Origin of the sequence: Nocardioides zeae (assembly GCF_030818655.1) — a bacterium.
Taxonomy (GTDB): domain Bacteria; phylum Actinomycetota; class Actinomycetes; order Propionibacteriales; family Nocardioidaceae; genus Nocardioides; species Nocardioides zeae_A.
This window is the reverse complement of the sequence record NZ_JAUTAN010000001.1, coordinates 792422-806274: the sequence shown is the minus strand read 5'-3', so window position 1 is coordinate 806274 and position 13853 is coordinate 792422. Positions and strand designations below refer to the sequence as shown.

14 protein-coding genes and 1 pseudogene are annotated in these 13853 nt (G+C 72.6%); 11 read left to right on the top strand and 4 right to left on the bottom strand.

Annotation, left to right across the window (positions count from 1 at the left end; all coding sequences use genetic code 11):
- Positions 1 to 134 precede the first annotated feature (134 nt).
- Genes QE405_RS03830 through QE405_RS03815 form a run of 4 tightly spaced genes read left to right on the top strand, consistent with a single transcriptional unit; the run spans position 135 to position 3446 of the window.
- Positions 135 to 1241: a metal ABC transporter substrate-binding protein gene (locus QE405_RS03830; protein WP_307198890.1), complete on the top strand. Its 1107-nt coding sequence runs from the start codon at positions 135 to 137 to the stop codon at positions 1239 to 1241.
- Positions 1238 to 2191, top strand: a complete 954-nt coding sequence (locus tag QE405_RS03825) for a metal ABC transporter ATP-binding protein (protein WP_307198889.1) — start codon at positions 1238 to 1240, stop codon at positions 2189 to 2191. Before QE405_RS03830 ends, QE405_RS03825 begins: the two co-directional genes overlap by 4 nt.
- Positions 2188 to 3033: a metal ABC transporter permease gene (locus QE405_RS03820; protein WP_307198888.1), complete on the top strand. Its 846-nt coding sequence runs from the start codon at positions 2188 to 2190 to the stop codon at positions 3031 to 3033. Before QE405_RS03825 ends, QE405_RS03820 begins: the two co-directional genes overlap by 4 nt.
- On the top strand, positions 3030 to 3446 hold the full coding sequence (locus QE405_RS03815; RefSeq protein ID WP_307198887.1) for a Fur family transcriptional regulator: 417 nt from the start codon (positions 3030 to 3032) through the stop codon (positions 3444 to 3446). The genes QE405_RS03820 and QE405_RS03815 overlap by 4 nt, the downstream gene beginning before the upstream one ends.
- Positions 3447 to 3452: 6 nt before the next feature.
- Here the strand turns inward: QE405_RS03815 and QE405_RS03810 are convergent, their stop codons facing one another.
- Positions 3453 to 4205: an isoprenyl transferase gene (locus QE405_RS03810; RefSeq protein WP_307198886.1), complete on the bottom strand. Its 753-nt coding sequence runs from the start codon at positions 4203 to 4205 to the stop codon at positions 3453 to 3455.
- 112 nt (positions 4206 to 4317) lie between these two features.
- On the opposite strand from QE405_RS03810, the gene QE405_RS03805 reads away from it, so the two are divergent.
- Entirely contained in the window at positions 4318 to 4773 is a 456-nt protein-coding gene (locus QE405_RS03805) for a MarR family winged helix-turn-helix transcriptional regulator (protein WP_307198885.1), read from the top strand.
- Positions 4774 to 4776: 3 nt separating this feature from the next.
- On the opposite strand, the gene recO is transcribed toward QE405_RS03805, so the two are convergent.
- Positions 4777 to 5538, bottom strand: a complete 762-nt coding sequence (recO, locus tag QE405_RS03800) for a DNA repair protein RecO (protein WP_307198884.1) — start codon at positions 5536 to 5538, stop codon at positions 4777 to 4779.
- Positions 5539 to 5589: 51 nt separating this feature from the next.
- Here recO and QE405_RS03795 point away from each other — a divergent pair, with 51 nt between their 5' ends.
- From QE405_RS03795 to QE405_RS03785, 3 genes are read left to right on the top strand one after another with little or no spacing between them, the layout of a single operon-like run.
- The gene (locus QE405_RS03795; RefSeq protein ID WP_307198883.1) at positions 5590 to 6348 is read left to right on the top strand and encodes an ion transporter; all 759 of its coding nucleotides are present in this window, start codon (positions 5590 to 5592) and stop codon (positions 6346 to 6348) included.
- Positions 6349 to 6397: 49 nt separating this feature from the next.
- Complete coding sequence (locus tag QE405_RS03790) at positions 6398 to 7948, top strand: hypothetical protein (protein ID WP_307198882.1); 1551 nt, start codon at positions 6398 to 6400, stop codon at positions 7946 to 7948.
- Positions 7948 to 9036 carry a phosphatase PAP2 family protein gene (locus tag QE405_RS03785; protein ID WP_307198881.1) on the top strand — a complete coding sequence of 363 codons (1089 nt, stop codon included), beginning with the start codon at positions 7948 to 7950 and terminating at the stop codon, positions 9034 to 9036. The genes QE405_RS03790 and QE405_RS03785 overlap by 1 nt, the downstream gene beginning before the upstream one ends.
- Here the strand turns inward: QE405_RS03785 and leuA are convergent.
- A pseudogene (gene leuA, locus QE405_RS03780) lies at positions 9023 to 10727 on the bottom strand (2-isopropylmalate synthase). The gene QE405_RS03785 and the pseudogene leuA sit on opposite strands and share 14 nt — an antisense overlap.
- Before the next feature lie 155 nt (positions 10728 to 10882).
- Positions 10883 to 11095 (bottom strand): hypothetical protein, encoded by a 213-nt coding sequence (locus QE405_RS03775; RefSeq protein WP_307198880.1) that lies wholly within the window; start codon positions 11093 to 11095, stop codon positions 10883 to 10885.
- Positions 11096 to 11148: 53 nt separating this feature from the next.
- Between QE405_RS03775 and QE405_RS03770 the strand changes: the two genes are divergently transcribed.
- From QE405_RS03770 to QE405_RS03760, 3 genes are all read left to right on the top strand, one after another.
- Positions 11149 to 11613, top strand: coding sequence for a hypothetical protein (locus tag QE405_RS03770; RefSeq protein ID WP_307198879.1), 465 nt, complete (start codon positions 11149 to 11151; stop codon positions 11611 to 11613).
- The gene (locus QE405_RS03765; RefSeq protein WP_307198878.1) at positions 11610 to 12071 is read left to right on the top strand and encodes a hypothetical protein; all 462 of its coding nucleotides are present in this window, start codon (positions 11610 to 11612) and stop codon (positions 12069 to 12071) included. The genes QE405_RS03770 and QE405_RS03765 overlap by 4 nt, the downstream gene beginning before the upstream one ends.
- A gap of 248 nt (positions 12072 to 12319) precedes the next feature.
- Positions 12320 to 13849: an HNH endonuclease signature motif containing protein gene (locus tag QE405_RS03760; RefSeq protein WP_307198877.1), complete on the top strand. Its 1530-nt coding sequence runs from the start codon at positions 12320 to 12322 to the stop codon at positions 13847 to 13849.
- The last annotated feature ends 4 nt before the right edge of the window (positions 13850 to 13853 follow it).

The window sequence follows — 13853 nt, the reverse complement described above, 5'->3', positions numbered from 1 at the left end:
GGGACGCCGGCTGGCTGCCGGCTGCTCGGAGCAGGCTATCGAGGAGCGGACGTCGACGGTCGGGCCCCCCGGGGTCCGACGTCACAGGGACGGCGAGTTGACAAGCATTCTCATCGCTCTTGAGAATCGCTCTCATGGCCACTCGACGCTCCCCCCTCGTCCGCCGCTCCCTCGGAGCGGCCGTCGCCCTCCCGCTGCTGCTCAGCGGGTGCGGCGCCCTCGGGATGGGTGACGGCGACGGGGGCGACGGGGGCAGCGGGGCCAGCGCCTCGGGCGACGTCGGCACGGTCGTGACGGCGTTCTACCCGCTGACCTGGATCACGGAGCAGGTCGCCGGCGACGGCGTCGAGGTGGTCAACCTCGTCGAGCCGGGCGGCGAGCCGCACGACCTCGAGCTGAGCGTGGCCCAGACCGGCGAGGTGGCCGACGCGGGCCTCGTCGTCTACCTCTCCCAGTTCCAGCCGTCGGTCGACGCGGCCGTGGAGCAGTCCGCGGGCGACCGCAGCCTCGACCTCGCCTCGGCCGTCGACCTGCTGACGCCCGCCGAGGAGGACGAGCACGACCACGCGGACGAGGGCCACTCCGAGGACGAGCACGCGGACGAGCACGGGGACGAGCACGCGGACGAGGGCCACTCCGAGGACGAGCACGCCGAGGAGGGCCACTCCGAGGACGAGCACGCGGACGAGGAGGGCCACGACCACGGCGACGAGCACGACCACGGCGACCTCGACCCCCACTTCTGGCTCGACCCGCTGCGCCTGGCCGACGCGGGCGACGCCGTCGCGGAGCGGCTCGCCGAGGTCGACCCCGACAACGCGGCGGCCTACGAGGACAACGCGGCCGCCGTGCGCGCCGAGCTCGAGGCCCTCGACCAGGAGTACGTCGCGGGCCTGGCCTCCTGCGAGCGCGACGTCGTCGTCGTGAACCATGACGCGTTCGGCTACCTGGACCGCTACGGCCTCGACTTCCACTCGATCACCGGCATCACGCCCGACGCCGAGCCCACGCCGGCGGTGCTGGCCGAGCTGCAGGAGCTCATCGCGTCCGACGGCATCACGACCGTCTTCGCGGAGCGCCTCGCGTCGAGCCACGACGCCGACGCGCTGGCGGCCGACACCGGGCTGGAGGTGAAGGTGCTCGACCCGATCGAGGGCCTCACGGACCAGACGGCCGACGAGGACTACCTTTCCCTCATGCGCAGCAACCTCGAGGCACTGGTGGAGGCGAACGGCTGTTGAGCCAGGCTCCGCCCGTCGTGGCCACCGACTCGATCACGGTCGAGCTCGGTGGCCGCGCCGTTCTCCGCGACGTCTCCGTCAGCGTCGACGCCGGCGAGTTCGTCGCCCTGATGGGCCCGAACGGGTCCGGCAAGTCGACGCTCGTGCGGACCATGACGGGCCTCCTGCCCGCCGCCTCCGGCACCGTCCGGCTGTTCGGCACCGAGGTCGAGCGCTTCCGGGACCGGAGCCGGCTGGGCTACGTGCCGCAGCGCGCGGGCGCCTCCAGCGGCGTACCTGCGTCGGTGGCCGAGGTCGTCACCTCCGGGCGCATCTCGCGGCGCGGCCTGCTGCGGCCGGCGCGGCAGGCCGACCGGCGGGCCGTGCAGGAGGCGCTGGAGGTCGTCGGGCTGTCCGACCGGGCCCGTGACACCGTGACCGCCCTCTCCGGCGGCCAGCAGCAGCGCGTGCTCATCGCGCGGGCGCTCGCTGCGCAGCCCGATGTCTTCTTCCTCGACGAGCCGATGGCCGGCGTGGACCTCCCCAACCAGCAGGCGCTGGCCGACGCCCTCGGCCTGCTGGCGCAGCGCGGCGCGACGATCGTGCTCGTCGTGCACGAGATCGGCGCCGTCGGCGACCTCATCGACCGCTGCATCGTCATGCGCGACGGCCGCGTGGCCTACGACGGGCTGCCGCTGACCGAGCTGCAGGTGCACGCGGCCCACCTGCCGGGCATCCCGTTGACCGTCGAGGACCACCTGCCCCACGGCGCCGACCACCCCGACCACCTCGACCACCTGGACCACCTGGACCACCCCGAACCGCACGCCCAGCAGCACGCGCACCACCCCGGCGACGAGCACGCGCACGAGCGCGCGCCCCACGACTGCCCGCCCGGGCACTCGGACGTCGCACCGGGGGTCGTCGGCCCCCTCGACGGCGCCGACGGCGACGCGGGAGGACGTCGATGATCGAGCTCCTCGGCTACGAGTTCATGCAGCGTGCCCTCATCGCGGCCATCGCCACCGGGATCGCCGCGCCGGTGATCGGCACCTACCTCGTGCAGCGCCGGCTCTCCCTCATGGGCGACGGCATCGGGCACGTCGCCGTCACCGGCGTCGCGATCGGGCTCCTCACCGGCTGGTCGCCGACCTGGACCGCCGTGCTCGTCGCCGCACTCGGCGCGCTGCTGCTGGAGGTGATCCGCGAACGCGGGCACACCTCCGGCGACCTCGCCCTGGCCCTCCTGTTCTACGGCGGCCTCGCGGCCGGCGTCATGATCACCGGCATCGCGGGGCAGAACGCGGCGCGGCTGCAGCAGTACCTGTTCGGCTCGCTCACGACCATCTCCGTCGCCGACGTGTGGTTCACGATGGCCCTGGCGGCGGCCGTCGTGCTGCTCGGCCTCGGACTGAGCCCGCAGCTGTTCGCCGTCGCCCAGGACCGCGACTTCGCCGTGGTGGCCGGTCTGCGCGTGCGGGTCTACAACATGCTCATCGCTGTGCTGGCGGCCGTCACGGTGACGGTCGCGATGCGCACCGTCGGCCTCCTGCTCGTCTCCGCGCTGATGGTGGTGCCGGTCGCGGCGAGCCAGCAGGTGGCCCGCTCCTTCCGGGGCACGCTGCTCCTCGCGATGCTCGTGGGACTCGTGGCCGGCGTGGGCGGCCTGCTGGTCTCGGCGGAGCTCTCGTTCCACGCCACGGTGGCGCCCGGGCCGGCGATCGTGCTCCTCGCGCTCGCGATGTTCGTGCTGGCGTGGCCGCTCGGGGCCTGGCTGCGACGCCGGGAGCGCGGGCGTAGGTTGTCCGCATGACCGACTCGACCGCCCGCGTGTCACCGGGGGTGCCCGGCACCCGCCCGACCCGCCAGCGCCGCGCCGTCAGCGAGGTGCTCTCCTCGTTCGAGGACTTCCGCTCCGCCCAGGAGATCCACACGCTCCTCGGCCAGCGGGGCGAGTCCGTCGGTCTCGCGACGGTCTACCGCACGCTCCAGCTCCTCGCCGACGCGGGCGAGGTGGACGTGCTGCGCAGCGAGGACGGCGAGTCGATCTACCGCCGCTGCTCGACCACGCACCACCACCACCTCGTGTGCCGCTCCTGCGGCGCCACGGTGGAGGTCGAGGGTCCCGCGGTCGAGCGCTGGACGGCGGGCATCGCCGCCGAGCACGGCTTCACCGACATCAGCCACACGCTCGAGATCTTCGGCACCTGCCCCGCCTGCTCCTGACGGGGCTCAGGCGCTCCCGAACCGGCGGTCGCGCCGCGCGTAGACCTCGATGGCCTCCCACAGGTGGCGCCGGTCGACGTCGGGCCAGAGCACGTCGGTGAAGACCATCTCGGCGTACGCCGCCTGCCACAGCACGAAGTTCGAGAGCCGCTGCTCCCCCGAGCTGCGCCACACGAGGTCGGCGTCGGGCAGCTCGGGCACGTAGAGGTGCCGGGCCAGCGTGCGCTCGTCGACCTTGTCGGCCTTGAGACGCCCCGCGGCGACCTCCTGCGCGATGGAGCGGGCCGCGTCGGCGAGCTCGGCCCGGCCGCCGTAGTTGACGCACATCGTCAGCGTCAGCACGTCGTTGTCGCGGGTCAGCTCCTCGGCGACCTGCAGCTCCTTGATGACCGACCGCCACAGGCGCGGGGCGCGACCGGCCCAGCGCACCCGCACCCCCAGCTCGTGCATCTCGTCCCGCCGCCGCCGGATGACGTCGCGGTTGAAGCCCATGAGGAAGCGCACCTCGTCGGCGGAGCGCGACCAGTTCTCGGTGGAGAACGCGTAGGCCGAGATCGCCTTCACGCCGATCTCGATGGCGCCCTCGACGACGTCGAAGAGCGAGGACTCCCCCGCCTCGTGGCCGGCCGTGCGCGGGAGCCCGCGCTCCTGCGCCCACCGTCCGTTGCCGTCCATCACCACCGCGACGTGGTGGGGCACGAGCTCCGCCGGGATCGCGGGGGGCCGGGCTCCCGACGGGTGCGGCCGAGGGGCCCTCACGGGCGGGCGCGCGGACGGGCGGGCAGACGATCGGGCAGACGATCGGACGGGGCGGCTCACGGGGATGCAGCCTATGCTGAGCCCGGACCACGCCAGGGACGACGGAGGTGACGTGACGACCGAGGACCAGGCCCCCTCGAGCCAGCGGGTGATCGAGCAGCAGCTGCTCACGCTCTACCGGCGCACCAACTCGGTGCACGTGGAGACCTCGCACGGTGACACCGAGCTCGACCGGTCGACGTACGGCATCCTCTGCCTCCTCGACGACATCGGCCCGATGCGCCTGGGGGCGATCGCCGCGACGTACCACCTCAACCCCTCGACCGTCACCCGCCAGGCCCAGGCCGCGGTGCGCCTCGGTCTCGCGGAGAAGCGCCCCGACCCCGACGACGGCCGCGCCGCCCTGCTGGCGCTGACGCCGGAGGGCGAGACCGCGATCCGGCAGGCGCGGGAGCACCGGCGCACGATGCTGGAGCAGATGATGTCCGACTGGTCCGCCGAGGAGCGGGACGAGCTGGCCCGGTCGCTCCAGCGCTTCAACGCCGCCGTCGACCGCTGGGTGGAGTGAGGCTCAGACCTGCACGCCGCGCGGGCGCCCGCGCTCGACGTACGGCAGGGAGCGCAGGTCGCGCTCGAGGTGCCAGGAGAGGTACGCCGCGACCAGACCGCTGGCCTCCCGCTCGCAGCGCGGCTCCGTGGTGGTGAGGCGCTCGACCTCGGGCCAGTCGCCGGTGAGCAGCGCACCGAGGAGCAGGAGCGTCGCGGGGGCCGGGGTGGCGCAGCCCGGGATCCGGCAGGTCACGCACAGCACGCCGCCGGAGGCGTTGCTGAAGTAGCGGTGGGGGCCCTCGATGCCGCAGCCGGCGCAGTGCTCGAACGTCGGCGCGTAGCCGGCCACCGCGAGCGAGCGCAGCAGGTAGGAGTCCAGCACGTGCCCGGGCGCCCGCTGGCCCGTCGCCATCGCGCGGAGGCCACCGACGAGCAGCAGGAACTGCTGGACGGCCGGCTCCTTCTCCTCCATCACGAAGCGCTCGGCCGTCTCGAGCATGACCGTGCCGGCGGTGTAGCGGTCGTAGTCGAGGCCCATGCCGGCGCCGAACGGCGTCAGCGTCTCCGCCTGCGTGATCGTGTCGAGGTTGCGACCGTCGGCCAGCTGGAGGTCGACGTGGGTGAACGGCTCGAGGCGCGAGCCCCAGCGCGACGTCGTGCGCCGCACACCCCGCGCCACGGCGCGGACCCGGCCGTGGTGGCGGGTCAGGAGGGTGACGATGCGGTCGGCCTCGCCCAGCTTGTGGGTGCGGAGCACGACGGCCTCGTCGCGGTAGAGGGGCACCCGACCATTGTGCCTCGCACGCCCCCGTGGACCGTGCAGGACACTGGTGCCATGTCGTCGCCCACGCCACCGCTGAGCGCCTACCCCACCAAGCCGCCGCGGCGGTTCGTCGAGTGGACGATGCTGCTCCTCGCGATCGTCTCGGTGGTGCTCCTGCTGTGGGTCACGATCTGGGACGTCGACGACAGCACCGAGATGTGGGTCTTCCGCATCGACACCGCCATCTGCGGCATCTTCGCGATCGAGTTCGGCATCCGCTGGTACCGCGACCGCGGCGGCTGGAAGTACCCCTTCCGCTACTGGTACGAGGTGCTCGGCATGATCCCGCTCGCCCACCCGGAGCTGCGTGCGTTCCGGCTCATCCGCATCGTCGTCATCCTCGCCCGGCTCGGACGCGCCACCGACCGCGCCCTGGGCGACCGGATCACCGCGGCGATCCTCGAGCACTTCATCGACACGATCGTGCGCATCGTGAAGCGTCCGCTGACCATCGCGGTGGTCGACGAGGTCATCGCCGTGCTGAAGACGGGCCACTACACGGCCAACATCGCGCGCGCCGTCGGCGAGCGCGAGGACGAGCTGAAGGCGACGATCCTCGAGAAGGTCAAGCAGGACCCCGTGACGGGCCGGCTGCGCTACTTGCCCTTCCACGACGACGTCGTCGACCTCGTCGCCGACACGACGTTCCGGATCATCTTCGAGGTGCTGGCCGATCCCCGCACCGACGCCATGGTGACCGGCATCATCGAGGAGAACACCGACCAGATCCGCGCGGCCGTCGCGGCCCGCGACCACGAGCGCCACACCTGAGCCGACCCGATCCCCCACCGACGGGTGGTCGTCGGGGAGTATGTCCCGCGTGAACGCAGCACGGGGGCTCGGCGACACGAGCGTGAACGCACGCCGCACGACGCTCGTGGTGGTCGCGCTCGCGCTGCTCGGGGTCGCGCTCCGGCTGCCGTTCCTCGGCGTGCCGCCCGGTCCGGACGAGTCCGGCTTCTTCATCATCGGGCAGCAGTGGCGCGACGGCACGTCGCTCTACGGCGACTACTGGGTCGACCGTCCCCCGCTCCTCGTGACCATCTTCTGGCTCGTCCCCTCGATCACGGGGCTGCGCATCGTGGGCTGCCTGGCCGTCGCGGCGGTCGTGCTCCTCGTCGGCCTCGCGGCGTACGCGGCCCGCGGCCACCGCGCGGCCGTGGCGGCCGCCGCCACCGCGGCGCTGCTGAGCGCCGCTCCCTGGTTGGGCGTCGTGCGCGTCAACGGCGAGCTGCTCGCGTCGCCGTTCGTGGCCGGCGCGATGGTCCTCACCGTGCTCATGCTCCGCGACTCCGCGCGTCGACCGCACCTCCTGGCCCTCGGCGCCGGCGCGGCCAGCGCGGCGGCCTTCGGCGTCAAGCAGTCGAGCGTCGACGGGTTCGTCTTCGGCACCGTGGCGCTCGCCGTGCTCGCGCTGACGCGCCGCGAGAGGCGCACGCAGGCGCTGACGCTCCTCCTCGCCGCCGCGGGCGGCGCCCTCGCGTTCGCGGCGCTGCTCGTCGCCTGGGGCGCCACGCGCGGCACGGACCCGGTCGGGCTGTTCCACGCGGTGGTCACCTTCCGGGCGGACGCCGGCGAGGTCATCCGGGAGTCGGCGTCGTCGGCGACGACCGACCGGCTGCGCGAGATGGTGCTGGCCTGGCTCGTCAGCGGCCTGTCGCTCCTCACCGTCGTCGCGCTCGCCCTCGGCGTCCGGCACCGGCGCGACCCGGTCGTGGTCGCGACGCTCGCCACGCTCCTCGCGGGCTCGGCGGTCGCCCTGCTCGGCGGCAGCTACTGGCTGCACTACCTGGCCCAGCTGATCCCGGCGGCAGCGCTCACCACGGCCTGGCTCGTGGGTGGACCCGGTGACGGGTCCGGTGACGGATCCGGTGCAGCGCCCGAGACCGACCGTGGCCCGGGCCGCACCCGGCGCCTGGCCGTGCTCCTCGTGGCGGTGTGGCTGCCCGTCGCCACCGTCGTCACGTTGTCCGACGAGCTCTCCCACCCGATCGATGACGGGCCTGCGGAGGCGACCGGGGCCTTCATCCGCGAGGCCTCCGCGCCGGGCGACACGATCGTGGTGGCCTACGGCCAGCCCAACGTCGTGCTCGACTCGGGGCTCACCGCGCCGTACGAGCACCTCTGGAGCCTGCCGATCCGCGTGCTCGACCCCGACCTCGCGGACCTGACGGCGCTCGTGGAGAGCCCCGAGCGCCCGACCTGGGTCGTGCAGTGGGGCAGGGACGGCTTCGCCACCTGGGCGGTACGCACGGACGCGTTCTCCGAGGCCGTGCACGAGCACTACCGGGAGGCGGCCACGGTCTGCGGCCGCACGGTCTGGCTCCGCGACGACGCCGACCGCTCCCTCCCCGCCCCCGAGGCCTGCTGATGACCGCGGGGGCGGAGACCAGCGCCGAGCGCGACGGCTCCACCGACGCGGTCGGGGAGGCGGTCACCTCCCTCTCCCGGATCCCCCGGTGGTGGCGACCCGCCGCGATGGGGGCGTACGGCATCGCCGTCGTCGTCTGGATCGTCGAGGCGGGCATGCCCAAGGACCCGTTCGTGATGTTCGCGATGCTGTGGCTGGCGAGCGTCGCCTGGTACGCCGGGCACCCGTGGCGCCAGCACGCCCAGTTCTTCAAGGACTGGTGGCCGGCGTTCGCCGCGCTGGTGCTCTACATGTACAGCCGCGGGCTCTCCGACGAGCTCATCGGCATGCCGGTGCACTGGGTGATGCCGATCGAGGTCGACCGGTGGATGTTCGGCGGCCACCTGCCCACGGAGGTGCTGCAGGAGCGCCTGTGCGGAGATCCCTGCCTGTCCTCGAGCGCGCCGCGGTGGTACGACCTGCTCCTCACGAGCGTCTACAACACCCACTTCGTCCTCGGCCTGGGCCTGGCGCTCGTGCTCTACCTGCGCAACCGCCGGGAGTGGATCAGCTGGCTGACGAGGTACGTCGCGATCAACGTCGCCGGCCTCGTCGTCTACGTCTTCTACCCGATGGCCCCGCCGTGGCTGGCCGCGCAGGAGGGTCACCTCGACCCGGTCGCGCGGCTCACCGGTCGCGGCTGGCGTGACATCGGCCTGGGCGGCTTCCACCACGCGCTCGCCGCCGTCGGCAACCCCGTCGCCGCGATGCCGTCCCTGCACGCCGGCGTGGCGATGCTCGTGACCATCTACGCCGTGAGCCGGCTCCGCGGCCGGGGCTGGCGCTGGGCGCTCGTGCTCTACCCCCTGACCATGGCGTTCGCCCTCGTCTACTACGGCGAGCACTACGTCATCGACGCGATCGCCGGGTGGGCGCTGGCGCTCGTGGTGCACGTCGGCGTGACGGTCTGGGAGCGGCGCTACTTCGCGGAGCACCCCGTGACGACCCGGTCCGGAGCCCTGCTGTCGCTGCCCCCGCCGGGTCTCGGGGACCCGACGGGGACAGCGGGGACGGCGGACGAGCTGCCCGGCCCGGTCAGGCGCGGTTGACCGCGGAGACGATCGCCTTCATCGAGGCGCGCACGATGTTGGGGTCGATCCCGACGCCCCACAGCACCTGCCCGCCGACGGCGCACTCGACGTACGCCGCGGCCTGCGCGTCGCCGCCGGACGAGAGGGCGTGCTCGGCGTAGTCGAGGACGCGCACGTCGTGGCCCAGGCTGTTGACCGCATCGACGAACGCGGCGATCGGCCCGTTGCCCCGGCCCTCGATCGTGCGCTGCTCGTCCTCGACGTACACGTTGACCGTGAGCACGTCCTGGTCGCCGGACGTCGACGAGGAGTGCACCGAGTTGAGCTGCAGCGGGGCGGTGCGGTTGAGGTACTCGCCCGAGAAGATCTCCCAGATCGCCTCGGGGGTGGCCTCGCCGCCCTCGGCGTCCGTGCGCTCCTGGATGACGCGGCTGAACTCGATCTGCGCGCGGCGCGGCAGGTCCAGCTTGTGCTCGGCCTTGAGGATGTAGGCCACGCCGCCCTTGCCGGACTGGCTGTTGACGCGGATGACCGCCTCGTAGCTGCGACCGACGTCCTTCGGGTCGATCGGCAGGTAGGGCGCCTCCCACGGCATCTCGCCGACGGGCTTGCCGGCCTCCTCCGCCTGGCGCTCCAGGTCCTCCAGGCCCTTCTTGATGGCGTCCTGGTGGGAGCCGGAGAAGGCCGTGTAGACCAGGTCGCCGGCGTAGGGGTGGCGCGGGTGGACGGGCAGCTGGGTGCAGTACTCGACCGTGCGGCGCACCTCGTCGATGTCGGAGAAGTCGATCATCGGGTCGATGCCCTGGCTGAACAGGTTCATCCCCAGCGTCACCAGGTCGACGTTGCCGGTGCGCTCGCCGTGGCCGAACAGGCAGCCCTCGACGCGGTCCGCGCCGGCCATGACGCCCAGCTCGGAGGCCGCCACGGCGGTGCCGCGGTCGTTGTGCGGGTGCAGGCTGATCGCGGAGTGCTCGCGACGCGACAGGTTGCGGATGAAGTACTCGATCTGGTCGGCGTAGGTGTTCGGCGTCGACATCTCGACGGTGGCCGGCAGGTTGAGGATGATCTCCCGGCCCGCCTCGGGCTGCCACACGTCGGAGACGCGCTCGCAGACCTCCAGGGCGTAGTCCGTGGGCGTCTGCGTGAAGATCTCCGGCGAGTACTGGTAGCCGAAGTCCGTGCCGTCCAGCAGCGCCTCGGCGTGCTTCATGACCCACTCCGTGCCCCGCGTCGCGATGGCGATGCACTCGGCCTCGCTGACACCCGAAGACCACGCGGCGGAACAGCGGCGCCGTGGCGTTGTAGAGGTGGACGGTCGCCTTGTCCGCACCGACCAGGGACGCCACCGTGCGCTCGATGAGGTCCTCGCGCGCCTGGGTCAGCACCGAGATCCGCACGTCGTCGGGGACCAGGTCCTCCTCGATCAGCTGGCGCACGAAGTCGAAGTCGGTCTGGCTCGCCGCCGGGAAGCCGACCTCGATCTCCTTGAAGCCCATGCGGACCAGCAGGTCGAACATCGAACGCTTGCGCGCCGGGGTCATCGGGTCGATCAGGGCCTGGTTGCCGTCACGCAGGTCGGTGGAGAGCCACCGGGGCGCCTGGGTGATCTTCCGGTCGGGCCACGTGCGGTCGGGCACGGTCACGGGCTCGAAGGCTCGGTAGCGGTGCACCGGCATGCCGCTGGGCTGCTGGCTGGGGATGGTGGTCATGAGGGTCCTCGCTGTCGCGTCGTGGGGCGGTGCGAGCCGGGCGCAGCACGATCTCCGCAGCGAGGGGGTCCGGCGTCCGCGTCTCCCTGTGGGAGCGGGTCAGACCTCGCTGCGGCAGCGAAGAAGAAGCTGGCGCATCATGACGGTCGGTGACTCTACCACCGGTCGCGGGAGCCCCCGGCCCCGGAGGTGCGCGGGGAGGTACGCCGGAGGGCCCGGCCTGCGCCGTACGCCCCCGTCAGGGCCACGACCACCGCGAGCGGCACGACGGCCCACCACCAGCCGCCGGTCGCGCCGGCACGGAGGGCCAGCGCGACCATGAGCAGGACGAGCACGAGCCCCGCGACGACATCGGTGAAGCGGCTCATGGGGCGAGGGTAGGCGGCCGTTTGCGCGGGGGTGGTCGGGGTAGGGCGGGTCCATGTCCGACGCCCAGGTCGAGCCGCTGATCAGGATCATCCGGTGGCCTTTCGCGGTCCTCTTCCCGTTCGTCGTCCTAGGGCTCTGGTTCAACAACTGGCTGACGCGGGCGGACCAGGTGGTCGCCAGCGTGGGCTTCCTGCTGCTCTGGATCTTCTCGGTCGTCGTCTACTTCACCGCGCGCGGGCAGGCATGGCTCGCGGGTCCCCACCGCAAGCGCTGGGCAGATCGCCGGACGGGCTGGCTGCTGGCCGGCTGGGCGGTCGGGCTGGCGGTCGTCATCGTCGGCGTCCTGCTGTGGGTCGGGGCGCCGCTGTCGTCGTACCTCTTCATCGGCGGGTTGTCGTGGACCCTCCCGATGATGATCGGTGAGCGGCTGATCCCCCTGACCGACTCGACGCGCGGCCGCGGTGTGCCGTTCCCGTGGGAGGACCCCGCGCAGCTGCCCGAGAGCTGGCGTTCGTGAGCAAGCCGCGGTGGAAGCAGCGGCGGGACCGGTGGCGGCTCCTGTTCGTGGCGGTCTGGCCGGCGCTCATGGCGCTGGGGTTCGTGCTGGACGTTCCGACCGCGGAGCTCGTCGTCGGCCTGGTCGTGTCGGGCCTCGCGGGGTGCTGCTCCGCGTTCCTGGTGTTCAGCGAGTGGGGGCGCCGGCGGCTCGGGAGGGAGCGCTACGTCCCCGAGATCATGACGGTGCGCAACTGGTTGGTGCCCACCTGCGTGCTGGCGTTCGGCATCGCCGCTCTGCAGGCCGCGCCCGACGTGCTGGGCATCTCGCGGTGGACGACGTTGGCGGCCGGCGGGCCGATCGTGGCGCTCTGCTACGGCCTCATCGCGGCTCGCCTCGCCCGCGGCGAGCGCGAGCGGCAGGAGGCCATCGTCTCCAACAGCGAGTTCCGCACGCCGCCCCGCGACGAGCGCACCTGAAGCGCGTCGAGCTGGGTCGTACGGCGCGGCGTGGGCGTCGAGTTGGGTCGTACGGCGCGGCAGGCGCGTCGAGTTGGGTCGGACGGCGCGGCAGGCGCGTCGAGTTGGGTCGTACGCCGCGGCAGGAGCGCCGAGTTGGGTCGTACGGCGCGGCGAGTTGTCATGTACGCCGCGGTTGTCCACAGCCGGCACGGCGCTGTGGGCCGCGCTGGTCAGAACTGTCGGTGGTCACGGGTTGAGTGGACGCCATGACGGGGGTCAGCTCTTCTGGGGACGCCGGCGGCTTCGGGCCACCGGTGCCGGAACCCCCTGCCGACTTCCTGGTCGACCCGCCGGAGCCGGACTGGTTGGAACACGCGTTCACCACAGGTGAGTGGCCGGTCGAGGCGACGCTGGGGTGCCGGGTCGTCGCCCGCGGCGAGGGCCGGTACGACGCGGCTGAGCCCACCGCGGACATCGAGCCGACCTGGGCGGTGCCCGGCGTAGGTCCCGGCGTGGGTCCCGGTGCGGGCTCGGATCCGGTCGACCGGGGGCACCCGGTCCTCGAAGCAATCCGGATCGCCACGGACGTGCTCGCGACCGACGGCCGCACCGGGCTCGGCTGGTTGAGCGACCAGCAGACCGGCATCGCGCTGATCGAGGCGCATCGGCTGGTCGCGCGGGCCTCCGCGCTGGTCGCGGTACTGGTACAGCACGCCGACGAGGTCGAGCTCCACCGGAGCAACGGCGCCTCGACCTCAGCGGTGTGGCTGGCCAACGCTGCGGCGATACCCCGGCGTGACGCCTACCGGCTCGAGCGCATCGGTGACGCGATCACCGGCGACACGAGCCGCTACCGGACCCACCTCGCACCCGCGTGTGAGACCGGCACGGTGGACACCGAGCAGGCCGACGTCATCGTCAAGGCCCTCGACGCGCTACCCGACGACCTCGACCCCGACCTGCGACTCCAGGCCGAACAGGCGATGGTGGGCCTTGCGGCCGATCACGACGCCCGCGCCCTGCGCGCGATCGGGAAGAAGATCCTCACCGTCATCGCCCCCGAGGTCGGCGAGGCCCACGACGCCGCGATCCTGGAACGCGAGGAACGTGAGGCACGGGCCGCGTCACGCCTGAGCATGGTCTCCGACGGACTCGGCCGCGTCTGGGGACGATTCGTGATCCCCGAGCTCCACGGCGCCATGCTCCGCAAAGCCCTCGACGCCTACGCCGCACCGCAGCACCTCAACACCGCCGACGACCCCGACCAACGCTTCCAACGGGACCGGACGACCCCCGAACGCTACGGACAGGCCTTCCAACAGCTCCTCGAGATGCTCGACCACAAAGACCTCCCCAACACGGGCGGCACCGGAGCGACCGTCGTGGTCACGATGACCCTCGAGTCACTCCTCGGCGGCCTCACCTCGGCCTCCCTCGACACCGGCGGCCAGATCAGCGCCAGCGAAGCGAGACGCTTGGCCTGCGAGGCCGGCCTCATCCCCGCCGTCCTCGGCACCAAGTCAGAGGTCCTCGACCTCGGCCGCACCGCGCGCTTCCACACCAGAGCCATGCGACTGGCCATGGCGACGAGAGACCGGGGCTGCGTCGCGGAGGGCTGCGACCGTCCGCCCCACCAGTGCCACGCCCACCACCTCCACGCGTGGTCAGCAGGCGGCCACACCAACACGAGAGACGGCTGCCTCCTCTGCGACCAACACCACCACCAGATCCACGACCCGCTCTACCTCGTCGAACGCCTCGGCACCGGCAAGCTCCGCTTCACCCGACGCGAGTGACTAC